We start from the raw sequence: 23,053 nt of genomic DNA, 5'->3' as shown, positions 1-23,053 counted from the left end.
AAAATTATGAGCCTGTCGTTTGTCAGTGAGCAGTTACTCGCTGTGAATAAGCTGAGTCATCAAGACCTGTTCTCCGTATTGGGTCAACTGGCCGAACGCCGCCTCGATTACGCCGATCTCTATTTTCAGTCCAGCTACCACGAAGCCTGGGTGATTGAGGATGGCATCATCAAAGATGGCTCGTACAATATCGACCAGGGCGTTGGCGTGCGTGCGGTCAGCGGTGAAAAGACCGGCTTTGCCTATGCGGACCAAATCACCCTGAACGCTCTGAACCAAAGCGCTCAGGCTGCTCGCAGCATTGTGCGTGACAGCGGCAATGGCAAAGTCCATACGCTGGGTGAGATCGGCTATCAGGCGCTGTATCCTTTGCTCGATCCACTGCAAAGCCTGCCGCGGGAAGAGAAGATCGCGCTGTTGCACCGGGTAGACAAGGTCGCGCGTGCTGCTGACAAGCGCGTGCAGGAAGTGACGGCCAGCATCACCGGTGTGTATGAACAGATACTGGTTGCGGCAACGGACGGCACTCTGGCGGCGGACGTTCGCCCGCTGGTGCGTTTCTCCGTCAGCGTGCTGGTGGAAGAAGACGGCAAGCGTGAGCGCGGTGCCAGCGGTGGCGGTGGCCGTTTTGGCTATGACTACTTCCTGGAAGTGGTAGACGGTGAAGTACGTGCCGATGCTTTTGCCAAAGAAGCGGTGCGTATGGCGCTGGTCAACCTCTCTGCCGTGGCTGCCCCTGCGGGCACCATGCCTGTGGTACTGGGCGCGGGTTGGCCGGGCGTATTGCTGCATGAAGCAGTCGGTCACGGGCTGGAAGGTGACTTCAACCGCCGTGGCACTTCGGTATTCAGCGGCCAGATGGGGCAGTTGGTGGCTTCTGAGCTGTGCACCGTGGTGGATGATGGCACCTTGCAAGGCCGCCGTGGATCGCTTGCGATCGATGACGAAGGCGTGCCGGGTCAATACAACGTGCTGATTGAGAACGGCATTCTGAAAGGCTACATGCAGGATAAACTCAACGCACGGCTGATGGGCGTAGCGCCTACCGGCAACGGCCGCCGCGAGTCTTATGCTCACCTGCCAATGCCGCGCATGACCAACACCTACATGCTGGCTGGCCAGTCGACGCCGGAAGATATTATCGCCAGCGTGGAGTATGGCCTGTATGCGCCGAACTTTGGCGGTGGTCAGGTTGATATCACCTCCGGGAAATTTGTCTTCTCCACCTCTGAAGCCTATCTGATCGAAAATGGCCGCGTTACCAAACCGGTGAAGGGGGCCACGTTGATCGGTTCAGGTATTGAGGCGATGCAGCAGATTTCGATGGTGGGTAACGATCTGGCGCTGGATAAGGGCGTAGGCGTGTGCGGTAAAGAAGGGCAGAGCCTGCCGGTAGGGGTTGGCCAACCTACGCTGAAGCTGGATTCACTGACCGTGGGCGGCACGGCGTAATAAGCGCGGTTTACTCTATCAAGCCCTGACCCTTAGTGGGTTGGGGCTAAAGCTAAATTTCACTCAGCTACCAAAAGTGTATATTTGATTGATTTGTTAAAAACTTTTCTCGTAGTTGCATGTTTTTACTGAAAATTGAAACCCTTCCGGGTTTGTCGGTTGGTAAGCTAAAATACGATCTCCTCCTAAAAAAAGCACACTTTCAGTTGTTTTTGCCCAATTGTCAGAACATAAGTGGTAGCTATTAAAATCTGCCCACAATGCAAATTGTTTGACTAAATGTTCTTTGTTTAATGCTAGGCTTGATGTAACACCAATAAAGGCTGAAAACGAACCGATAGCCAAAAAACTCACAACTAAGATTTTAACGACTTTTTTAAACGGAATAGGGAGTATTAGAAGTATAGGGAAAATTCCACCCCATATCATTGCAACCACAATAAGAGTGTTCCAAAAACCGGATAAGATCGACTTCTGGTAAAGAATCCCGAATGGAGCAAATAAGAATACCAGCAATTTATATGTAATAGCGAGATTGCTAGCATCTACAAAAAATACTTCATTTATGGTTTCTGCAGCCCATTTTTGAGCATAAATAACGTACGCGAATACAAACCACGAAATGCCAATGGCAATATGCCATTTTTTCGCATGATCTCTTAGGTTTCTTCCTGCCTCTGATGTTGAGAGCCAGAGTACAATGTAGATAAATGGAAGTAATCCTGTATAAAAAATTGTGAATGCTGCAATAAGGCCTGACTTTGTTACCATAAAGGTAATGATAATCAGCAACCAAATAACTAAAAACAATACATACGAACTATTATACTTTTTTTCCACTTATTTGGCACTCCTTCCTTATTTAAATAACTATTTGATGATGATGCATTTTTAATGCGAACTTTTAGAATCTAATATAAAAATAATAATTTATATTACAATAAAATTGCGATAAATTGTAGGTGTAATTTTTGAAGTGTTTCTTCCCAGTGATTATCTTTGCTGACTTCCTCTTGCACTTTGCTGTCCGTCTTAAATACTTTGGTTTGTTATGAGCGAAAAGTAGATGTTAAGCTTACTGTTCATCGGCACCTCAGAGTCATCTAAAATAGAATCTGAGGTGCCTGTTAAATCCATAGCGATTCGCTTAAATTTTTTTGGATAAACACAGCTAATATCTCAGAGCAGTAATGAGTCACTAATTCTAGCCAATATTTATTTTCTCTTTCAAACTTTTTATGTCATTTCCATGTTTTTTACCTAACCATACTCCTTTTCTGCCTACAATTAGCATGACCATTTTTTCAGTCGCAACCAAGCCAGTCAGCCATGATTTTATGTCAATATCTGATGGCTGAGGGAAATCTTCCGGATGTGTATGCCATTCTCCCAAGTAAACAAGAAAGCCGTCTGATTGTTGAAATAAGTCGTCCACTTTTTGTTGATGGTGAGCGCCTTTTCTTTCGATCCGAGTACGACTCCTGACGTCATCCTGACCGGGCTCTGAAATGTTAGTAATGACAATGTGTTGTCCTCGGCGTTCTCCTATTAGAGTCCCTCCAGCTTCGGTACTGGTATAATGTATTTGTCGATATGAATTGAGCCGCTGCACGACCTCACTCATGATAACAACATGATTGTCAAAGTTATCAATAAATACTAATTCATTTATGTTCATTACAAACAGGACAATTAGGCTGGTGTGGCAAAAATTGAGGTCTGAGCGAACGCCCCCCCTCAAGTACATGTTCACTGTAAGTCCACTTTAGCTCTGGCTCCAGAGTGCTCAATACTGCCATTTGTGCCAAAGATGCAGTTATACTACTCACTGCAGCATCATAAGGTGTGTAAGTGCTACCACAACTTTTGTTTTTCTCACTTGATATATCGAGATGGTAAAATCGCGAATCGATCCCATTGCGGTATTTTTCAGGATTGGAAACCATGCACCCATAACAGCTACGACCATCATCGATGAAAACTTTTGATGCCCGTCCGTTGCCATCATTAAAGGCATGAATAACGATTGGTCTTTGCTCTGATGGAATATTTCTTACTATAGCCGCCATACGCTTAGATACCGGAGGGCGGCCTGTAGCATCAATAATAACGTCGTATTTCTGCATTACATCTGTGCTGATAAGAAATTTTTTTTCAAATCCGACAACCTTCGTTTGTAAATGCACTGAGTCTTGGAGTTTTGTCGCAAGTGAAAGGGATTTTGACCACCCAAAATCATGTGACGATAAAGTATGGCGACCAAAATTACTAGGTTTGTATAAATCATCATCATAAAGGTGCAGGATACCTTTGCCACATCCAGCCCCATTCCGGAGTAATAATTCCGCAAGATACCCACCAATTGTTCCACAACCGACCAGAGCTATACGCTTTTCTGACAGGTTGGCTGCCCCTTCCCTCCGGGAATTTCGGCTAAGTAGTGTCTTAATGTCCGCGCGAACAACCCCTAGTCTTTGATACGTTGTACAAACGTTTTTGCCGCCCAACATTGTGGCTAGTTTGGTTTTTGAGTTTTTGGCTGATCTCTTATATCTTCTGAAATCAATAGACTTTGTGCTGAACTCAATATAGATAGCAAAGATATCCTGATTGAAAATATCAAAGAGAAAAATGTACCTTTTCTTGCCTTCCGCTTTGATGTGTTCAATGACTCTGTCTCTGGCATTGTGATCCACTTTTTCAAGCCAATCCAGTAAGTCCCGAAATGAATCAGGAGGCCATTTCATCCCGGCAAGGCGGCTGGGGTTTACAGAAATGTAGTGTGTATTGATGAGGTATTCTTTTAACGAATTCCGGTGAAGATACCTTTGCTTGAGCCATTTTGTAATAACACTTTCCGAGTCCTCTAATGATGATTCCTCGACCGTTATATACTCCAGTCTGATTATACCATCAGGCATAAATGATTTCGACAAACGGGTTTTAAGTCTGCTTTCCCGGTTTGCATTTGACAGAATAAACAGGCTATCACTGGGTCGCCAGTAGGCAGCAAATTCGCCTTCCAGTTCTCTCTTATCATTCAGCCCTTCTATAGCTGCTGATACTGAGTTAACTAAGGTTCGGCGAATCTGTGCATCAACGTCTCTATATGTGTCCTCCAGGTTATTGGAATCCCAGTCAGCCTCCATTTGTTCTACATAACACAGTAACCCTTCGAGACTAATATGGGGTATAAGACGGTCTCTGAATTGCTCAGGACGTTCAAAAATGCAAGCTATTGGCAGTTCAGTAAAGGGGTCAGTGCGGAGCACCAGAGCAACATAAAAGTTACCGGCGACAGTCTCGTATTCTTTCGTATAATAGCCCTGTCGGCGATTCTGACTGTACAGAATTGCCTTCTCTGGGAGATTGCGGGCACGCGTATAGCGATACCCGCAACTTATCATTACTTTATGGATCCGCCCTTCCTCCATCAGCCACTTACCATAGTTTTGTTAATTTTCGCGGCCTCAGGCTCCTTGGATGGAGAAATGTGAAATGCCGGAGCCGCAGCAATTGATGTGATTAACAACGCATTAGTTACCCGCTTTCCAAATGCTTCATTAATTTTACGTAAAGCATCATCTCTAGTGTTTACACGTTCAGCGTCAAATAAAATACCGTGCAAACTTTTCATAGATTCAACGATGGTTCTTTGGTGCACATTATGATCGCACTCAGCTGGGAATAGTAAATTTTCATCAGTATCGTCGGGGCTTTCCAGACCATTAGAGAATTCATCAGGAAGTAACTTGGCAACGAGTTTCATGGTCCCTGTGAGGTCTGAACCATTATGATCCTCTCTGTCGAGGATGTTTACCACCGCAGTCATCAGACTGATTGATGAAGGACCTCCAACTTCCCATTGAGCATCTCGCCAAGCTTTCATAAAGCGGCAAATTGAACGAAGGTGCCCTCCGATGCGTTTGCAGCTGTCGTTAAACCAGTCCTCAACAATTTTGGGGTCGCTGATCGACCATCTTCTTGCCCCATCACGTAGCGCTAAATTGACTTTATCGGACTCAACGACATATGCCTCGCGCATATCCCGATTCATAGCTACAGACTCAAACATCGAATCTGCCTTTATAAGGTGTGCTGAATCTGCTGCAGTTTGTTTTTTCTGGAATTGCTCTTTAGGGATCGCATACATCGGTACGTCGATGTGTGTTTTCTCATGAGGAATTTTTATACGACCGCAGGTATTCTTTTCTTCAAATGTCCATCCATCGTTTTCTGCTTCTAACGATTTCAGGGATGTATCCACGAGCAGGAGTAGCAGAGTATGGCCAATGCTAGGTTCAGATTCAAATACGGTCATGGGCATATAGGTGCCATCATCGATATCCATTTCCTGCCCGGGATGAAAAGGACGGTTTAACGTATCATACTGAAAGCTTCCCTGAGTCCAGAAACGAGGTTGAAATTTGATGAAATCATCACGGGCCTCATCTTTCATTTCAAAAATGAGCCGTGCGAGTTCCGTACGGTCTGAGGGGGAAAGGTAGCGCACATTCGTTTGCTCCAGTTTTAACCTGACGTTCTCAAGTGTCAGTGTCTGTCTTCTGACGTCAGTAGCGACTTCACGGGCTTCCCTAAACACATCCCTCGTTCTCTCTCGGACTTTCTGGCGAAGCGCTTTCAGTTTATCGGATTCAGTCTTGCCCAGTTTGAGTTTACTGATTAAGCCATCCGCATTGTGGCTATAGTAATTGTTAAAATCCCAATGCATCAGATTGTCTCCTGCGCGATTGCGTCTTTGAAAGGTTTTGCAGGTGTAGTGAAAAAATTTTTAAGCTTCTGGTTCTGAGCAAACTGCACGTTAGCGAGTTGTGTTCCCCTTGCGCTTAGATTTTCCAGGGAACTCTTACTAGCATTATCCAAAGTGATATCACTGGCTGCTTCATTGGGGATAATTTCATCAAGGTAGATGTAGTTGTCGAGAGCATCATGAAGCTTAAGCTCACGAAGGAGCATATTTTTATGAAGATGCTGATTAGCCGTCATGGTTGTAAGCAGCAGTCGTTTACCTACTCCCCACAGACGGCAGTACCCATTCCACCATTTTTTACTTAGCAGCTTCGGACTAAGTGAGTACTCTTCAGCGACCGTACCAATATTAAGTATGTGTATGTCTTGATGAGTAACATCAAAGTCAGACTGCATATCCCTGAACACTTCCAGAAGACCGATGTAACTGGGGTTGTTAGCAACCAGCCCCCCATCAGCAAAATACGCGCGGAGATCCTCGAAATAGTGTGGGGAAAAGTACGTTGGTGCTGCAGAGGTTGCAAGTGCGGCATCAATCAATTTTAGTGGTCCGTCACGAGTAAAATCAGGGTTGTGCGGAGTTTTGAAAAACTGCGGCTTCCCTGTTGAAAGGTTTACTGCCGGGACCATTACTCGCCGAGTGAGGTCATTGAATGTAGTTTCATCACCTATCATCGCTTTAATTGTTTCCCGGAGAGGGGAGCTGCTGTAAATAGGAGCACAAAGTGATTTAAACAAGTTGGTCAGGGACCATCTTGTTGGGAATATGTCATGCGCTTTATCGAAAAAGACACGTTCCAGCTCACGAGCACTCTTACCTGAAGCAAGGCCGAGAGCCAATATCCCACCTATTGATGTTCCTGTAATGAGATCAAAGTAGTCACCAATTTTAATGTCCTGGTTAAGGTGCTTGCTAGCAAGTATCCTCTCAATTTCTGAAAGCACACTGATTGTAAACATCCCCCTGGCTCCACCACCATTTAGACTCAGTATCCGCACGCCATGGTTATTGACTGCACTCACATCGGTCATTGTTAGCTCCACCTTGGAAAGATGACTAATAAATATGTCTGTTTTTTTTATTTTCAATGTGCAAATAACCAGTATTTTAAAAATAAGTCAGTAACTCTTATTTTTTGTTTAAAAATGAATTATAATTCTGATTTTACCCAAAAAATAAAAATAAACTAGGGATTAGGATGGGAGCTAAACTGACATGACATAAAAGTAAAGATTCACCTCGTGTGTATAACCACCCTCGATGCTCTCCATGATTTTAATTTTTTAAAAAAAGTATTAATTTACATGTGGTTACTTGGTTTTTTTAGACGGTGATGAAATAACCGCACCCCAGTAGACGATCCTACCCTATCGATGGACTGTCCCTGACATATGAATCAGAATTATGAATGTTTGCATCTGGCTGAGCAGCCTAAATGAAGAGGTCTGGGTTGTCCTGAGCAAGAAGCAGACTGAGGTACGCAAAAAATAATGATATTAAACTACAAAATAAGCATTGCTAATAGTAAGTATGCTAATTAACGGATTTGGTATTGTTATTTTATAGCAAAAAATGTGTTGACCTTGTCGCTTCAATAAGAGACGTTATGGAGTCAATACTCAACCCTACAAAACATTAATTGGTTATATAAAGGTTCTAACTATGGATATAGATAATGAGTTAACTAGAAAAATACTTGATCCAATTCATGGTATTATCCGTTTGACGGCATTAGAAATGGATTTTATCAATCACCCCCTATATCAGCGCTTACGTAATATTAAACAAAACTCATTTTTATATAAAGTATTCCCCTCTGCAGTTCATAGCCGCTTTGAGCATTCTTTGGGCGTACTTCATTTGTCTAACGAGATACTCAAGAATTTACACCTTAATGCTATTCGTTATGGAAAGAAATATAATGATGGAAAGGTATTTAGTGAGATAAATTCGATTCCAAAACATAATATTCAAGAGTTGAGGCTTGCAGCTCTGATGCATGATATAGGCCATGGCCCGATGTCTCATCAATTTGATAGTTTCATGCCAAGTAAAATTCAGCTAATTGAATTTTTAGATGAGAAGTATCATAAAGCTCTTAATGTTTTAACCTTGCCAACTGAAAAAGTTGAACACGAACAGTTATCTTTAATATTTTGCCTTGTTATATATAACGATCTAAAAATACAAGGAAAAATAAAAGAAGAAATAGAGGTCGAAAATATATTTAAAATAATAGACAAAAGGTATGGAGAAAAAAATATCCTAGCAAAAATAAATGACACGCAGATTGATATTCTTCCGTTGATGACATCGATAATATCATCATGTCCAATAGATGCTGATAGAATGGATTATTTACTCAGAGATGGTTATTTTTCTGGTGTAAAATGTGGAATATATGATTATAACCGTTTATTCATGTCTATTGTTCCTGTAGAAGAAAATGGGAAAATATATCTTGCTTATAAGGAAAGTGGGGTTGATTCCATCGCTGAGTTTATTGGCGCACGTTCCAGTTTATTCTCTCAGGTTTATTATCACAAAACTAATAGAGCATTTTCATCTATGCTAAATAAGTTGTGTGAAAACATGATAGTCAAGTCTAGTGGGAATTTAATTATTTCAGATGTTTATGATTCGGATATTTCCTGGCCAGATTCAGCTTCAGCTTCAGATGGTGGTGGTGATGGTATTAATTCATTAACAAAATTTTACATGGATTGTAGTGATGACTATTTCTTAAATGAAAAAGTTGCAGAATGGATCTACGAAACAAAAACAGAAGACATAAATGAAAAGATTTTAAATGATATTATTAATAGACATCCGTGGTCAAAAATATATGAGGCGAAGCATTCGCTTAAAAATGCAAGTATTACAGACAAAGATGATGGGGAATTAAGAAAAAAATTGCAGGGCAAACTATCATCTATTCTAAATTCCCATTTTAAGCAGCATGAATATTCGATTGATGTTGTCTCAGATACAGCATTTAAAGATATTGATAAGACCGAAGTAAAACTTTTAGTTAAGAATGTTGATAATACTTACAAAATAAAGCCACTCAATCAGTGTGGAGATAAATTAGACCAATATCAAAGTATAAAATATTTTATACGCGTATTCATTGATCGCGATATAAGAAGAAAATCATTCCCGACCGCTTTAATTGACGAGATTAATGATGCTGTGATGGCAGAGATAAATTCATTGTAAACGAAACTAGCATTATCAGTTATTCTTTTCAAAGAACTGCAGTAGCTGATAATGATAGAAACGGAATACCTTGCTGATTAGCTGGCTACAGTTTATTCATAAAGGAAAAATTGAAAGCGGAAACGATGTATGCAGAAAATTGGCTTAAGTCCAATGTGATACTGGAAACGATAACTTAATCCTCAGTGTGAAATTAGAAACTGATTTCGATAATCGTGGTGATAATCTGAGGGGCGTATATAAGTATTGCTTTGAAAATATCTTTCCCCAGAGAGTGTCATTACAGATATGCATATCTGGGTCAGATCCTATCGAAACAGAACTACTTGATGGATACCTTTTATCTTGCAGATGTGTATCTGTTCACTGTTCTGAAATGGTTGCCGTTTTTCTATATCGAGATCAAAGACTGGCCAGTACTGGTGTCGTTCATGGAACGGATTGGATCTCGCTCCCATGTCCAGGCCGCGATTGCTGCAGAAGAGGCAACGCAGCCAGTTTAACTGCAGGGAAACAGAAGTTGGGTGATCTGGACTTCTGTCCCTTCAACCGGGATGAGAGGACTTGGCTGTATAGAAAATCTATCCTGTATAAAGAAGGGCAGAGCCTGCCGGTAGGAGTTGGCCAGCCTACGCTGAAGCTGGATTCACTCACCGTGGGTTGCACGGCGTAATAAGCGCGGTCAAGCCCTGACCCTCGCGGGTTGGGGCCAAAGCTAATTTGTGAAACCGGATAAGGCCCAGCCTGGATTACGCCTACGTATACTCCATATCCTTATGGGGTATGCCATCATCAAGGTATTCGCCGGATACCGTTTTGAAACCGAATCCTTCATAGAATTTGACGAGGTGAGTTTGTGCTGAGAGCTTTATCGCCTTGCCTGGTTCGTCGCCGTGGATTAAGGACATGGTTTTTTCCATCAGCCTGACACCCAGTTTCTGACCCCTGACGGAATCATCAACAATCACTCGCGTGATTTTGGCCGCATCCAGAGAATTACCCACATGCAACACTCTCGCGTAGGCGACAAGCTTGCCATCGCTGTATCCGGCAACGTGAAGGGTGCTGTTAAGCAGATCCTGTCCATCAATATCCTGAAACGGGCACGTCTGCTCTACGACAAACACTGCCATGCGCAGCGCCAGAATATCATGCAACTGCTGCGCGCTGAGGCTGTTTCCCTTCAATGCCTGCCAGCTTATTTCCATCTTTAACCCCTACTTTGTTTCTTAACCATGAGATTACGGCCCTGGGCTGATGACGGCCGGAATGGTGATAACAGCTAGTCGTTCAGTCATCATCATATCATTCCATAACTTAATGAATATACTGAATTTTACTGTGCGATTATCCGGGTGAATAATGATGTTTTCTGACAAAGAGGGTGAGTCTGGGCCGTAGCAACCTGTTTAGACACATCATGGGGGATCGTTGGTGCCAGCCGTCGTAATAGACAGCAACGTCCCCTGATGATAGTAAAGCGAAATCATCAGTTGGCTAAGCTCCTTGAAGTTAAACGGATCCAATGAGGTCGCTTCTTTGATCTGGTTAAGCCGGTAGGTGAGCGTGTTGCGATGTACCCCAAGTTCCCGCGCCGCGTTTGCCAGTTCGGCATTGTGTGCGATATAGGTACTCAAGGTATTGAGCAGCATTTGACCGGTGCCCAGCATCAGCAATTTATCAATTCTCTGTTTGAAATAAAGGGTGAATGAGCTGCTTTTGGCTTCATTCAACAATCCGCTAAAGGCAAACTGCTGGCCGTTAATGACTCGCGATAGTGGTAACGACTCACGAGCATGTTCTATCATCTCTTTGATCATAAATATCGATTGGCGGAAAACTCCGGCAGAGCCAGACTCTATCCCAATGCCAATAGTGTAATGGCTCAGCTGAGTTTCCATAAATGCATTAATAGCTTTAACGGTGGTATCGGTCTGGTCGATAGCGGTGATAATTAACAGGATCTCATCATTGCTGAGCAATATTACCCGCTGGGATTTTAAAATATGTGAGAGTTTATTGAGGATGTGATCGATGGTTTGCCCCAATAAATGCCCGCCGGTTTCAATATTGATCAATACCGGCAACAGGGGTTGAGAGAGGTCGATTTCTTGCTGTACCAACTGGTGAAGTATTTCCTTTCCTTTCTCTGTGTCGCCCACTTCCAGATACTGTTTTAGCAGCAGATCCCTGATACGGTATTGCCAGTTCATTTCCCGGATAGCTAAAGACTGTTTGATCAACAGCTCCGCCGCCAGGATGGCCAGCTCGGCGTAACGCGCAATCGCGGCGGGATTGCCACTGATACCTATCACCATAACCACCTGATCATCCACGATAATCGGATGATTGATACCGGGTTGCACATTTTTGTACCGGGCGGCCTGCTGAGTATTTTCTATTGTCATCCGCTGGCGGCTCTTTATCACCTCAAATGCCACTTCATGCCGCTCACCGATCCTATGTGGTTCGCCCGAAGCGATAATTACGCCCTGATGATCGATAACATTAACGTTATAATGGATAATACTCATCGCTCGTTTCACAATGGTATTAGCCAGCTCTAAGGTGATCAGCATACTCATACCTTTATGATATAAAACCTCTATTATAGTGAGGGGGGGTAAATATAATATTGAATGTTTCTTGCCAATTTCACGATAACCTTATTCACCCATCAGCAGTGCTACGTAGTAAACTTAAAACAATTCAGGCAACTCAATGTGTAAGCCGATGTTTGCCATCCGACCCTCTCTTGGGCAGAGGGCCGGAAATATCTCTTGCGCTAACTTAAGAGACTACCTTTCCCGCTCAAACAGCATAGAGATCCCTTGGCCTCCACCGATACACATAGTGGCTAAGCCGGTATTGACGCCACGGCGCTCCATCTCATACATCAGTTTTACAGCGATGATGGCCCCGCTGGCCCCAACAGGGTGCCCCAGCGCAATGGCTCCGCCGTTGACGTTCACTTTCGCCGGATCCAACTCAAGATCGTTAATTACCGCCAATGATTGGGCAGCAAAGGCCTCATTTAACTCAATAAGATCGATATCGTGCACCGACATGTTCAACTTTTGCATCAGTTTACGAGTTGCCGGAGCCGGGCCAAAGCCCATGACTTCTGCCTCACAACCTGCCACTGCCCAGCCTCGGATCACCATCCGGATTGGTAGCCCCAGTTTTTCCGCGTTGGCTCGGGTAGTGACAACTAACGCGGCAGCCCCATCATTGATACCTGATGACGTTGCTGCCGTGACCGTGCCGTCTTTTTTAAACGCCGGTTTCAGCTGCGCATACTTTTCTTTCGGCGTATCCCTTGGGTGCTCATCGGTGGCAAACAGACGGCTGTTCTTGCCTTCACGAACCTCCAGCGGCAGGATTTGCGAGGTAAAATGCCCCTCTTTGATGGCTGCCAAGGCTTTTTGCTGACTGCACCAGGCAAACTCGTCCATCGCCTCACGGCTGATGTGAAAACGTTCCGCGACGAACTCGGCGGTCATACCGTTGTGATAAGGGCCTTCCGGCCAGGTTAAAATAGAGACGATGCCGTCTTCCAGCTCTCCGTGCCCAAGGCGATAACCGTAACGAGCCTTGCGAATATAGTGGGGCAGTTGAGTCATATTCTCTGTCCCACAGGCGACGGTGATCTCGGCGTTACCGGTTTGCAGTTCCAGCATGCAATCGACAATTGCTTGCAGACCCGAACCGCACTGGCGGTTTACCGAATAGGACGTCGTTTCGTTTGGTAAGCCCGCGCGCAGTTGGCAAATGCGGGCGATAAAACCACTTTCCGCGATTTGCCCTACGTTACCTACCACCACCTCATCAATTTGTGCGGGTTGCAGCCCGGCACGGGCCACGGCCTCACGGATCACCGCAGCGCCCAAATCATGCTGGTGCGTATCTTTAAAGCTACCGCCCATGGTGCCGATCGCCGTGCGTACGCCGCTGACGACGACAATGTCATTTGCATTTTTCATTCGATTCTCCTTACAGCACCATGCCGCCGCCGACGTTGATCACTTCGCCATTGATATAGCGTGCCTCGTCGGACGCCAGGAAGGCCACACAATGGCCGACATCAACCGGATCGCCAGCATATCCAGCAGGAATTTTGCCGATCATGATGTCCCAGACTTTTTCCGGCACCCCGCGGGTCATATCGGTTTCGATAAACCCTGGGCAGATGGCGTTAACGGTAACCCCTTTTTTTGCCAGCTCCCGGCAGGCCGTTTTGGTCAGGCCGATCACCCCGGCTTTTGAAGCGGCATAGTTGGCTTGCCCAACATTGCCTAACCAGCTGGCCGAAGAGATATTAATGATGCGCCCGCTGGCACGTTCGCGCATCCGCACGGCGGCTTCCTGCATACAGTGGAAGGTCCCTTTCAGGTTGATATCCATCACCAGATCCCAATTCTCTTCCGTCAGCTTGTGCAACATGGCATCACGGTTAATTCCTGCGTTATTGACCAGAATATCTATCGGCCCTAGCTGCTGCTCGGCCGCAATAAATAGCTGATTAACCTCTTCGCGGTTGGCAATATTACAGGCGATGAAAATGGCTTTATGGCCCGCGCTCACCAATTCGGCTGCGGTTTTATTACCGCCTTCCTGGTCGACATCACAAATGACTACGGCAGCCCCTTTTTCAGCCAATACCTGGGCAATGCCCCGCCCAAGACCACGGCTGGCCCCGGTGACGATAGCCACTTTATTCGTTAAACACATAGGGTACTCCTTATCGTTTTAATTCCTGACCGCGCTGAATTAGCGCAGAGATAACAAATATGTTTTTACTGCCTGGCCAGCATTTCCTTCAGGCCAAAAGGGGCGTCACAAAATAGCGCAGCATCCATCTGTTTTAATGAGGGGGAAATAAGTGGCATAAATTCCATTTGTTGCAGGATGTCCCGCTCAAGATCGACGCCGGGGGCGATTTCTATCAGCATCGGGCCCTGCGCCGTCAGTTCAAACACCGCTCGTTCCGTCACCAAATGCATTTTTTGTTTTTTCTGGCGGGCTATTTCGCCGTTATAGGAAATCTGGTTAATCGACCTCACCAGCTTTTTAACCGAGCCTTCCTGCAGGATGGTTAATTGCCCTTGCTGGAATGCCACCTCCAACCCCTTGGCGGTAAAGGTGGAGCAAAACACCACGTGGTGCGCATTTTGGGTAATATCGATAAACCCTCCAGCCCCGGTACAGCGGTCTCCCATACGGGTGGCATTGATATGCCCGTTAGCGTCCATCTCGCCTGCCCCCATATAGGTAATATCCACTCCGGCCCCGTTGTAATACAGCATCTGCTCCTGATGGTTAATCATGGCGGTCAGGTTTTTGCCGATGCCAAAATCAACCCCACCGGCCTGAACGCCGCCGTAGATACCTGATTCAACGGTGATGGTGACCGCTTCGCTCACCCCCTCTTCATGGATGATGGTGCCAATAACATCGTTGGGAATACCGGTGCCAAGATTGATCACGCAGTCTGGGGATAGGAATTGGCAAGCACGGCGGCCAATCACCTTGCGGATGTTGAGCGGGAGCGTTTCTACTTCGCTGGCAGGGGCCACCAGGTTGCCGCAATAGGCCGGATCATAGAACCAGGATGAGGTCTGACGGTGGTCTTGTTCAGGGTCTTCACACACCACAATGGCATCAATAAAATTGCCCGGTACTACGATCTGTTTCGGGTGCAGACTCCCTTTTTCCGCCAGGTTTTTTACCTGGGCTATCACCTTGCCGCCAAAGCGTTTCGCCGCCAGCACCGCCTGCAGGATCTCCAGCTTCATGGCTTCTTCCTCACAGGTGAGGTTGCCAGCGGTATCCGCCGTAGTGCCACGGATGATCACCGTATCCAGCGGGATCGCCGGATAGAACAGATATTCCTCCTCGCGCAGGCTGACTACTTCCACCAAATCTGGCAGGGAGCGGGTCAACGCATTCATCTTGCCGCCTTCCAGGCGGGGATCGATAAAGGTACCCAGCCCCACTTTGGATAAATACCCGGCCTGACCGGCCGCCATGGCCGTATACAGATGGACAATCTGCCCCTGCGGCAGACAGAAGGCTTCAACCTCATTGGCGGCAATCTTTTCCATCCACTTGGGTGCCAGCCCCCAGTGCGAACCAATAATGCGTTTTACCATGCCTGGCGGAGTAAAATGCTGATTACCGCGCTCACGATTCGACTGCCCCGCAGAGTGAATATAGGTCAGCCCGTGCGGTGTTCCTGTTTCAAGAAAGCGCTTTTCCAGAGCCTTCAAGATCGACTCCGCGGCCCCAATCAATGTCATGCCGATGGTGCACAGGGTCGAACCGTTATTCACTAACTCTGCGGCCTGCTGAGCCGAAATGACTTTATTTCTCATCATTGTTACCTTACTTCTGTGCGGCGGTGCACCATGGCACCGCGTTTTAGGCTCTATTTCTCAATCACGCTATTCATTGCTGCCGGGGGGCATTGATTGGCCGGTTTATCTTTGCTGCCTGCGGGTTGTTTCACCCGCGCAGCCCCGATAATGGCAAGGGTCTGCAGCACGATGGCAAACCACAGGCCTGCGCTTGGTGACCCCGTTCTATCCTCGAGAAGACCGAACACATAGGGCCCGAAGAACCCACCGGTAATGCCAAGGCAAGCCAGTAATCCCAACCCGCCAGCGAGCATAGGGCCGCTCATCAGCGTGGCCGGGTAGGTAAAGATGATGGATTGCACGACGAAGAACATCGAGGCACCGATACAGAAGCCGATCAACCCTAATACCGGGCCACCCAGTACACCAATCAGGAAACCGACGGCCATCGACATAAAGCCGGACACCAGCATGATGCGTGAGCGAGAAGCGGTATTGGCATATTTGGGCAGGAAGAAGCCACCCAAGGCTGCCGCGATCCACGGAATGGCGGTTAACAGGCCGAGCATCAGGGTGCTCATCTTGCCGTAGCTGTTGATAATGCTGGGCAGGAAATAGGTCAGGCTGTAGACCGAAATCTGATGAGTGAAATAAATCGCCACGATCAGCATGAAGGTCTTATTGGTAAACGCCGTTTTAAAGGAAAACTTCTGGTTCTTATCCACCCCGACCGGTCGCTCTGCAGCCAGCTTGTTTTCAATATACTCAATGTCGGTTTTGGTCAGCCATTTGGCATCGCGTGGTTTATTAGGGAGTACGGCATACACATAAAACGCCAGCAGCACTGCCGGGAGCCCTTCCACGATAAACATCCATTGCCAGCCGTGCAGTCCACCCAGGCCATCCAGCATGAGCAATGCGCCGCCCAGTGGCGCCCCGACAATATTGGCGATACAGACACCGAGCAGGAACATGCCGACGGCTCTAGCGCGATCTTCACGGCCAAACCAGTAGGTAAGATACAGGATGATACCGGGGTACAACCCCGCCTCTGCCGCGCCAAGCAACAGGCGCATGACATAGAAAGAGGTGGGGCCGGTGACGAAGGCCATACCTGCGGAAATCACACCCCAGGTGAACATGATGCGGGTGATCCAGAATCGGGCCCCGACCCGCGCCATGATCAGGTTGCTGGGGATCTCCATGGTGGAATAGGTCAGAAAGAACAGACCGGCTCCCAGCCCATAGGCGGTAGCGGAAAGCCCAAGATCGATGGACATAGAAGCTCGGGCAATGCCGATATTGGTTCTGTCGATAAAGCTGATGATATAAACAATGATCAGTAATGGCATCAGGTGTTTATATATTTTTGCATTCGTTATTGCCGCCTGGCTTTTCGATGCAATATCTAACGGCCGGTTTGACATGATAATGACTCCTCCTCGTGATGAGGCGATTAAATAGGGTTGCGTTTTCTGCGTTATTATTAGAGGTGCAGATGCTCTGTTATTCTCATGGTGCGCTCGTTTCCTGGTGTTGACGCACTTATTTGACTCGGTTGGATTTCACGTTGCCTGCGTCAATTTTTGTCGTAATGCTAATTTATCGATTTTGCCATTGGCGTTTTTCGGTAATTCCGCAGTAAAGACGATTTTTGATGGTATTTTAAATTTGGCAATCTTATTTGAGAGCCAATGAATAATATTGTCGCTCACCAAGGGTTTATTCCGGTGCGCCACAATAAAGGCGACGGCTTCTTCTCCGTAGATTTCGCTGCTGCTGGGAACGATGGCAATCTCCTTGACGCCAGGATAATTCGAGATCAGGTTTTCCACTTCAATGCAGTATATTTTCTCACCACCGCGGTTGATCATGTCCTTGCTGCGATCTTTGATATACAGGTAGTTATTCTGATCGAGGCAGGCGATATCGCCGGTGTAGAACCAGCCGTCGTGGAAGAACTGCTGATTGGCCGCCGGATTCTTCCAGTACTGGCTCATGACCACCGGCCCTTTCAGCCACAGATGGCCAATTTCACCGGCAGCAAGCACCTGGAGATTATCGTCGCGAATTTGGCAACTCAGGCCGGGAATGGGTAAGCCAGAACTGCCTATCTTATCGCTGCTGCGCACATCGACCGGGAAAATGCTGGCTGGTGAAGAGGTTTCTGTCAGCCCATAGATCGGCCTGATTTCCGTGGCTGGGAACAACTGCGCGAGCCTTTCGATAATTCCCACGTTTAAATGCCCGGCACCGCAAGCGATCATCCGTAAGCTTGAGTAGTCGCCCGCTTGTGGATACTTTTCCGCTTCTTGCAACAGTAAGATAAACACCGTTGGCGAGCCATGCAGGAAGGTAATGTGATGGTTAGTGACGGTTTTTAAAATCTCTTCTGCATTGAATCTTTGCTGCAAATGCAGCGTGCCACCAAGATGAATAAATAGGCAGAGCAAAGCCGATAGGCCGGTAATATGGCAGATAGGGATCGGCAGGATGGCGCTGTCTTGTTCGGTTAACTTGAGAGCCTGCTGGTAAGCCGTGACAGCCGCAATAAAGTTACCGTGAGTGAGTGCCGCCCCTTTCGGGGAGCCAGTGGTGCCGGAAGTATAAATAATTGCGGCAATGTCATCCGCTACGATGGCGGCAGGCTCTACGGGTTGGATCACCTTTTGGTCATCTGCATTACTGAGCATCAGTTGCCAATCGGCCAGTGACACCACCTGGCTTTGTTGCACGGGTTCCAGCGTCGCCATCCAAGGCTGACTGTTGGGATCGTAAAAAACCGCCTTGGCATTAACACTGGACAGGATGATATGGCTGTCTTGCGATTTTAACTTGGTGCTTAACGGCACCACGATAATCCCCAACGCCATTGCCGCATAAAACAGCGAGCAGAATTCAGGTCGGTTACCCAGAGCCAGAACGATCACATCGCCTTTGGCGAGGTTAAAACTCTCTTTCAGACAGGCGGAAGATAAATTAACATTATGATTTAACTGGTTATAACTGTATTTGTGGCCTTCAAAGAACAGGGCGGTATGCTCAGCTCGGCGGTTAACGCTCTGCTGTAAACTCTGATAGAGGTGTGTGATTTTTGCCTGCTGCATAGGTTGCCCCTTCACCGACATTTACTGATGGTGGTGAGTATAGGGAAAGGCAACGGTGCAAGAATGCGCAAAATTTCACATCTTTCTTCGGCAAACAAGGCTGACGCTTTGTATAAAATGCCAACCCAGGGAAGGCAAAAAAATCGATGTTATGACGTGCTGGTTAGCAAATGTTATCGAAAATGATAAAAATTATGATGAAAAAGGTGAGTTACGGGTTTTGCTTTTATGCAGATGCATAAAAAGAGGGGGCGGCGAAGAAGCTCGGGCTAATCCCCAGCGCGCACCGTCATCACGTTGGGATTGATCACATGGGTAACCGCACAAGGATCGTATGCTGGTGGAGAAGTGCCCCCCTGAGCCTGCTCATACCTATGGCCGAAAAACGTGAGCAGTTCGGCCACAAATCATGCGCACTTAATTAACCGCCAGCCGCAAAGCCAAATTATGCGGATAGGGGTCAAAGTATTTTTGCGTCAGCAGGTAGCTGTCTGGGTATTCGCCGAGATAATGCTTCAGCAGCGTCAACGGCGCGAGTATTGGCAGCAGCCCCTCGCGATAGTGGAGGATCACGTTATTCAGCTCGCCGCGCTGACGTGAGTTCAACTGGTTACGAAAATACCCTTGAATGTGCATCAGCACGTTGGTGTGATTCTTGCGCGAGGCGGGCTTTCTCAAGATCGTCATCAGTTTTTCGCGATAAGCCACGAAGAATGCATCCAGGTCTTCCCACTCGTGCAACGAGGCGACAAAGGGTCCAATTTCTCGGTAGCCTGCTTGGTGGTGCGCCAGCAGTTGGAGTTTGTAACGGCTGTGGAAGTCCAGCAGCGCATGGCGGGTCAGGCCGTTGGCCTTCAGGGTGTTCAGCTCGTGCAGGGCGAAGATACGCTCGACAAAGTTTTCCCGCAGCACCGGGTCGTGCAGGCGGCCATCTTCTTCGACCGGTAACCACGAGTATTTCTCCAGCAGCGCCCTGGTAAAGACGCCCACGCCCTCTTTACGCCCGCGATTGCCCTTTTCATCGTACAACCGCACGCGTTCCATACCGCAGCTCGGCGATTTTGCGCAGACGATAAAGCCCGATAGTTCGTCCAGATGTGAGAGATAGGAATCCGTGAATTCGGCCATTTTCTCCGTCATATCATCGTGTGGCGCTTGGCTGAAGTGCAGCCGGAAATCCCCTTCGGTGGTCTGGACCAGGCGCAGAGCCGGACGGGGAGAGGGCAGGCCGATGGCCATCTCCGGGCAGATGGGTTTGAAGGCCACCCACTGCGCCAGCCCGTCCATGACAAAGCTCATGCGTTTATGTCCGCCGTCAAACCGTACGGTCGAGCCGGTTAAACATCCGCTGATCCCAATGACGGGTTGCTTATTCATGTCGCGATCCTCTTACTGTTCTTTTCGGGTGAAGAAAAGCGTCACCTGACCGACAGTGATACCGAATTTCTTCATCTCTGTTTTATTAAAAAGATGCGTGTCATCCTGCAGGTACATCCAGTCATCAAAGTGAAGCAGCCAGGTACTGCCATTGGCTTTCACGTTCATGCTGTAACGCCAGTTAAAGGCATTGCCTTCCGCCACGCCACTGGCCACACCTTCAATATCGCCTGCGGTGCCTTCGTAGCGATTGGGGCCGACGCGCCGGATATGCCACACCCGTTGCTGCTTCTCGCCATCGTCATAGACAAAGTGTTCATTTAGCGTCAGCGTGTCGCCGATGACGTTGCCAGTGATTTCCACGTGGAAGCGGCGCAGCTGTTTTCCGCTGCGGTCCTGTACCATGCCCCATGCCTCGGTTTTCCCCTGGAAGTAGTGGAAGATATCGAGCGACGGTTGTTGATGCCGGTAGTCGCTGATGTCTGTGCTACAACCCACCAGAAGCATCATTAGCGCCAGGCCAAGTGTCAGAATGCGTCTCATTTTTCACCTCCGATCAACTGCTGACGTAGTTCGGGATATTGCGTGCGTGGATCGAGCCAGATGGCCAGAAAGTTGGTACTGAAGGCTGCAGACTGGCTGGAGCCGAGCGGGGTAAAGCTTTTTTCTGCCGCCGAGGCGCGATACCAGAACTGCCCCTGCTTACCCTTGAGAACAAAGGTCAACTGTGAGCCCGGCGTGACGTCCGGCCAGAGTGACTGCAGCATGCGCAGCCAGGCTTCGCTCTGTGGTTCGCGCTCCAGGATACCCTGCGCCTGCCACTGGTCACGGGTGGCTTCGACCAACTGGTCGCGATCGATGTCGCGTTTGTAGGTAATAATCAGCGCCTGATCCTGCTCCGGCCCGTGATACCGGCCATCCGGCGTGCTCAGTTGGGAGGTATAAACGGTAAACGGTCCCCATGTGAGGCTGGCATCACCCACTTTGCGCCAGCTTAACCAGTCGGCGGCATGGGCGAAGGGCGCGATGGCTGCCAACCACAGCAGCATCAGTAAAGAGGTTCTCATTGTCGTCTCCCCGCCATCATATGGAACAATAGCATCAGAACCAGCCAACCCAGTGCCATCCAACTGACGACGATCAAGGTCGGCTCCCGGAAGGTCATGGCGCCCAGACGTTCGCCAATCACATACGCTACGGGACCGCCAACGGTTGCCAGCAGAGCCAGCATCCACCCCGGCAGCGTGGTCGTGAGGATCAAGTGGGTCCAGACGGTAGCGAACATCAACCACAGCGCTATCATCCACAGGGGCAACAGCGCGTCGCTGTTAAAGCGGATCAGCCCCGTCCGCACCCAGAGGGCATCCAGACCGCAGCCCGCAGCGGCCAGCAGCAGGGCGTAAACACGGTGTGCAGGCGACAGCATCAGACAGGCCAGGATCGCCAGGGCGAGCCACAGGAACAGGCCGCGTTCGCGAAACAACACTACCAGCGTCCAGTAGAGATCGAACGCGAGAGCCATCAGCACGACCTGCACAGAGCGGTTCATACGCGATCTGCGGTCAGTTGCACTACGCTGATGGTGCGTGCGTTAAAACCGGCTTCGCAGTAGCCAAAGTAGTAGAGCCACATACGGCGGAACCTTTCATCGAAACCGAGCTTTTCAATGTCCTGCCAGGCGTGCAGAAAACGCTGCCGCCAGTGCGTCAGCGTGCGGGCATAGTCTGGCCCCATGTCGAACAGATTACGGACGACAAAATCGGTGTGACGCGTCATCAGTTCACTCATTGCCGTGATGCTCGGCAGGAACCCGCCGGGGAAGATGTAACGCTGGATAAAATCCACGCTTTTGCTGTAGTCGCGGTAGCGCTGATCCTGAATGGTGATGGCCTGAATCGCCATTCTGCCGCCCGGGCGCAGGCGCGCCTGACAGGTGCGGAAGAAATCCGGCAGGTAGCGTTTACCCACGGCTTCAATCATCTCAACCGATACCAGTTTGTCGAATTCTCCGGTCAGGTCGCGGTAGTCGCACAGCAGAACCTGTACTCTGTCCTGCAATCCCGCGCGGGCAATCCGCTCTGTAGCCCAGATGTACTGCTCCTGCGACAGCGTCGTGGTAGTGACGCGGCAGCCGTAGTGACGGGCGGCGTATTCCGCCATTGCTCCCCAGCCGGTGCCGATTTCCAGCAGATGATCGCTTGCGGTCAGCGCCAGTTGTTCGCACAGGCGCGCCATTTTTGCCTGCTGCGCCTGTGAGAGAGCCTGGTCGTCGGCGGTGAACAGCGCGCTGGAGTAGAGCAGTTCTTCATCGAGAAAGTGCGCATAGAATTCGTTACCCAGATCGTAATGGGCAGCGATGTTTTCCCGCGCCTGTTTGCGGTAGTTGCGTCGCGTCCAGTGGCGAAGCCGCTCCATGGGATTGCCCAGCAGGCGAAAGCCACTTTCCAGCCTTCCCAGCACCTTGCCGTTAAGGGCCAGGATCTGTAAAAGCGGAGTTAACTGATGCGTCTCCCACTCACCCTCCATCCAGGATTCGGCCGCAGCGAGGCTGCCGCCGGTGAGCAGACGCCAATAAACACCCGGCGAGAGGATCTGCACTTCAGCACGCAGCGCGGAAGACTCATCGCCAAAGTGTAGGGTCTGCCGTCCTTCATGCACGGTGAGCGAGCCCTCGCGGATACTGCTCAGCAAACGAAAGAGTAGCCAGCGCGCGATACGGGCGTTACGAGGGATATCGGATTCAAGCGCAAAGGCAGGATCGGTCATGAGCG

20 protein-coding genes and 1 pseudogene are annotated in these 23,053 nt (G+C 48.4%); 4 read left to right on the top strand and 17 right to left on the bottom strand.

Annotated elements, in window-relative coordinates; translation table 11 throughout:
• Positions 1–6: 6 nt before the first annotated feature.
• Positions 7–1,452 (top strand): metalloprotease TldD, encoded by a 1,446-nt coding sequence (tldD, locus tag IMQ33_RS13740; protein WP_065684777.1) that lies wholly within the window; start codon positions 7–9, stop codon positions 1,450–1,452.
• A gap of 96 nt (positions 1,453–1,548) precedes the next feature.
• Here the strand turns inward: tldD and IMQ33_RS13735 are convergent, their stop codons facing one another.
• From IMQ33_RS13735 to IMQ33_RS13715, 5 genes are all read right to left on the bottom strand, one after another.
• Positions 1,549–2,292 (bottom strand): hypothetical protein, encoded by a 744-nt coding sequence (locus IMQ33_RS13735; protein WP_196062345.1) that lies wholly within the window; start codon positions 2,290–2,292, stop codon positions 1,549–1,551.
• Positions 2,293–2,656: 364 nt separating this feature from the next.
• Entirely contained in the window at positions 2,657–3,130 is a 474-nt protein-coding gene (locus IMQ33_RS13730) for a Mov34/MPN/PAD-1 family protein (protein ID WP_196062344.1), read from the bottom strand.
• The gene (locus tag IMQ33_RS13725; protein ID WP_196062343.1) at positions 3,117–4,886 is read right to left on the bottom strand and encodes an E2/UBC family protein; all 1,770 of its coding nucleotides are present in this window, start codon (positions 4,884–4,886) and stop codon (positions 3,117–3,119) included. The genes IMQ33_RS13730 and IMQ33_RS13725 overlap by 14 nt, the downstream gene beginning before the upstream one ends.
• Positions 4,886–6,184, bottom strand: coding sequence for a cyclic GMP-AMP synthase DncV-like nucleotidyltransferase (locus tag IMQ33_RS13720; RefSeq protein ID WP_196062342.1), 1,299 nt, complete (start codon positions 6,182–6,184; stop codon positions 4,886–4,888). The genes IMQ33_RS13725 and IMQ33_RS13720 overlap by 1 nt, the downstream gene beginning before the upstream one ends.
• On the bottom strand, positions 6,184–7,254 hold the full coding sequence (locus tag IMQ33_RS13715) for a CBASS cGAMP-activated phospholipase (RefSeq protein WP_196062341.1): 1,071 nt from the start codon (positions 7,252–7,254) through the stop codon (positions 6,184–6,186). The genes IMQ33_RS13720 and IMQ33_RS13715 overlap by 1 nt, the downstream gene beginning before the upstream one ends.
• 631 nt (positions 7,255–7,885) lie before the next feature.
• Here IMQ33_RS13715 and IMQ33_RS13710 point away from each other — a divergent pair.
• The 3 genes and pseudogenes from IMQ33_RS13710 to IMQ33_RS26190 all read left to right on the top strand — a co-directional run.
• Positions 7,886–9,442 (top strand): HD domain-containing protein, encoded by a 1,557-nt coding sequence (locus IMQ33_RS13710; RefSeq protein ID WP_196062340.1) that lies wholly within the window; start codon positions 7,886–7,888, stop codon positions 9,440–9,442.
• A gap of 251 nt (positions 9,443–9,693) precedes the next feature.
• Complete coding sequence (locus IMQ33_RS13705) at positions 9,694–9,945, top strand: glutathione binding-like protein (RefSeq protein WP_255518617.1); 252 nt, start codon at positions 9,694–9,696, stop codon at positions 9,943–9,945.
• A gap of 89 nt (positions 9,946–10,034) precedes the next feature.
• Positions 10,035–10,115: pseudogene (locus IMQ33_RS26190) on the top strand (hypothetical protein); the annotation flags it as partial.
• 82 nt (positions 10,116–10,197) lie between these two features.
• Here the strand turns inward: IMQ33_RS26190 and IMQ33_RS13700 are convergent.
• From IMQ33_RS13700 to IMQ33_RS13645, 12 genes are all read right to left on the bottom strand, one after another.
• The gene (locus IMQ33_RS13700) at positions 10,198–10,650 is read right to left on the bottom strand and encodes a GNAT family N-acetyltransferase (RefSeq protein WP_196062338.1); all 453 of its coding nucleotides are present in this window, start codon (positions 10,648–10,650) and stop codon (positions 10,198–10,200) included.
• 210 nt (positions 10,651–10,860) lie between these two features.
• Positions 10,861–12,021, bottom strand: coding sequence for a sugar diacid recognition domain-containing protein (locus tag IMQ33_RS13695; protein ID WP_196062337.1), 1,161 nt, complete (start codon positions 12,019–12,021; stop codon positions 10,861–10,863).
• A 219-nt stretch (positions 12,022–12,240) separates the two neighbouring features.
• Positions 12,241–13,425 carry a thiolase family protein gene (locus IMQ33_RS13690; RefSeq protein WP_024527957.1) on the bottom strand — a complete coding sequence of 395 codons (1,185 nt, stop codon included), beginning with the start codon at positions 13,423–13,425 and terminating at the stop codon, positions 12,241–12,243.
• Positions 13,426–13,435: 10 nt separating this feature from the next.
• Positions 13,436–14,173 carry a 3-oxoacyl-ACP reductase FabG gene (gene fabG / locus IMQ33_RS13685; protein ID WP_161739204.1) on the bottom strand — a complete coding sequence of 246 codons (738 nt, stop codon included), beginning with the start codon at positions 14,171–14,173 and terminating at the stop codon, positions 13,436–13,438.
• 65 nt (positions 14,174–14,238) lie between these two features.
• Positions 14,239–15,816 carry an acyl CoA:acetate/3-ketoacid CoA transferase gene (locus IMQ33_RS13680; RefSeq protein WP_196062371.1) on the bottom strand — a complete coding sequence of 526 codons (1,578 nt, stop codon included), beginning with the start codon at positions 15,814–15,816 and terminating at the stop codon, positions 14,239–14,241.
• Positions 15,817–15,869: 53 nt separating this feature from the next.
• Entirely contained in the window at positions 15,870–17,225 is a 1,356-nt protein-coding gene (locus tag IMQ33_RS13675) for an MFS transporter (protein ID WP_196062336.1), read from the bottom strand.
• Between the two features lie 138 nt (positions 17,226–17,363).
• Positions 17,364–18,905, bottom strand: coding sequence for a class I adenylate-forming enzyme family protein (locus IMQ33_RS13670; protein ID WP_196062335.1), 1,542 nt, complete (start codon positions 18,903–18,905; stop codon positions 17,364–17,366).
• A 417-nt stretch (positions 18,906–19,322) separates the two neighbouring features.
• Positions 19,323–20,282, bottom strand: a complete 960-nt coding sequence (locus tag IMQ33_RS13665) for a DUF523 and DUF1722 domain-containing protein (protein ID WP_065684770.1) — start codon at positions 20,280–20,282, stop codon at positions 19,323–19,325.
• 12 nt (positions 20,283–20,294) lie between these two features.
• The gene (locus IMQ33_RS13660; protein WP_196062334.1) at positions 20,295–20,825 is read right to left on the bottom strand and encodes a DUF3833 domain-containing protein; all 531 of its coding nucleotides are present in this window, start codon (positions 20,823–20,825) and stop codon (positions 20,295–20,297) included.
• Positions 20,822–21,349, bottom strand: a complete 528-nt coding sequence (locus tag IMQ33_RS13655) for a hypothetical protein (protein ID WP_098929695.1) — start codon at positions 21,347–21,349, stop codon at positions 20,822–20,824. The genes IMQ33_RS13660 and IMQ33_RS13655 overlap by 4 nt, the downstream gene beginning before the upstream one ends.
• Positions 21,346–21,831, bottom strand: coding sequence for a DUF2878 domain-containing protein (locus IMQ33_RS13650; protein WP_196062333.1), 486 nt, complete (start codon positions 21,829–21,831; stop codon positions 21,346–21,348). The genes IMQ33_RS13655 and IMQ33_RS13650 overlap by 4 nt, the downstream gene beginning before the upstream one ends.
• The gene (locus IMQ33_RS13645; protein ID WP_196062332.1) at positions 21,828–23,048 is read right to left on the bottom strand and encodes a cyclopropane-fatty-acyl-phospholipid synthase family protein; all 1,221 of its coding nucleotides are present in this window, start codon (positions 23,046–23,048) and stop codon (positions 21,828–21,830) included. The genes IMQ33_RS13650 and IMQ33_RS13645 overlap by 4 nt, the downstream gene beginning before the upstream one ends.
• Positions 23,049–23,053: the final 5 nt, after the last annotated feature.

This window comes from Serratia sp. Res13-Sevr-LER1-36-b (assembly GCF_015673035.1).
In the GTDB taxonomy this organism is placed as follows: Bacteria; Pseudomonadota; Gammaproteobacteria; order Enterobacterales; family Enterobacteriaceae; genus Chania; species Chania fonticola_C.
This window is presented reverse-complemented; position numbering and strand designations above follow the sequence as displayed.

Excerpts from the sequence above, each read along its gene's own strand:
- tldD (WP_065684777.1), top strand. The coding sequence starts at position 7 with ATGAGCCTGTCGTTTGTCAGTGAGCAGTTACTCGCTGTGAATAAGCTG.
- IMQ33_RS13730 (WP_196062344.1), bottom strand. The coding sequence starts at position 3,130 with ATGAACATAAATGAATTAGTATTTATTGATAACTTTGACAATCATGTT.
- IMQ33_RS13725 (WP_196062343.1), bottom strand. The coding sequence starts at position 4,886 with ATGGAGGAAGGGCGGATCCATAAAGTAATGATAAGTTGCGGGTATCGC.
- IMQ33_RS13720 (WP_196062342.1), bottom strand. The coding sequence starts at position 6,184 with ATGCATTGGGATTTTAACAATTACTATAGCCACAATGCGGATGGCTTA.
- IMQ33_RS13715 (WP_196062341.1), bottom strand. The coding sequence starts at position 7,254 with ATGACCGATGTGAGTGCAGTCAATAACCATGGCGTGCGGATACTGAGT.
- IMQ33_RS13710 (WP_196062340.1), top strand. The coding sequence starts at position 7,886 with ATGGATATAGATAATGAGTTAACTAGAAAAATACTTGATCCAATTCAT.
- IMQ33_RS13700 (WP_196062338.1), bottom strand. The coding sequence starts at position 10,650 with ATGGAAATAAGCTGGCAGGCATTGAAGGGAAACAGCCTCAGCGCGCAG.
- IMQ33_RS13695 (WP_196062337.1), bottom strand. The coding sequence starts at position 12,021 with ATGCTGATCACCTTAGAGCTGGCTAATACCATTGTGAAACGAGCGATG.
- IMQ33_RS13690 (WP_024527957.1), bottom strand. The coding sequence starts at position 13,425 with ATGAAAAATGCAAATGACATTGTCGTCGTCAGCGGCGTACGCACGGCG.
- fabG (WP_161739204.1), bottom strand. The coding sequence starts at position 14,173 with ATGTGTTTAACGAATAAAGTGGCTATCGTCACCGGGGCCAGCCGTGGT.
- IMQ33_RS13680 (WP_196062371.1), bottom strand. The coding sequence starts at position 15,816 with ATGAGAAATAAAGTCATTTCGGCTCAGCAGGCCGCAGAGTTAGTGAAT.
- IMQ33_RS13675 (WP_196062336.1), bottom strand. The coding sequence starts at position 17,225 with ATGTCAAACCGGCCGTTAGATATTGCATCGAAAAGCCAGGCGGCAATA.
- IMQ33_RS13670 (WP_196062335.1), bottom strand. The coding sequence starts at position 18,905 with ATGCAGCAGGCAAAAATCACACACCTCTATCAGAGTTTACAGCAGAGC.
- IMQ33_RS13665 (WP_065684770.1), bottom strand. The coding sequence starts at position 20,282 with ATGAATAAGCAACCCGTCATTGGGATCAGCGGATGTTTAACCGGCTCG.
- IMQ33_RS13660 (WP_196062334.1), bottom strand. The coding sequence starts at position 20,825 with ATGAGACGCATTCTGACACTTGGCCTGGCGCTAATGATGCTTCTGGTG.
- IMQ33_RS13655 (WP_098929695.1), bottom strand. The coding sequence starts at position 21,349 with ATGAGAACCTCTTTACTGATGCTGCTGTGGTTGGCAGCCATCGCGCCC.
- IMQ33_RS13650 (WP_196062333.1), bottom strand. The coding sequence starts at position 21,831 with ATGAACCGCTCTGTGCAGGTCGTGCTGATGGCTCTCGCGTTCGATCTC.
- IMQ33_RS13645 (WP_196062332.1), bottom strand. The coding sequence starts at position 23,048 with ATGACCGATCCTGCCTTTGCGCTTGAATCCGATATCCCTCGTAACGCC.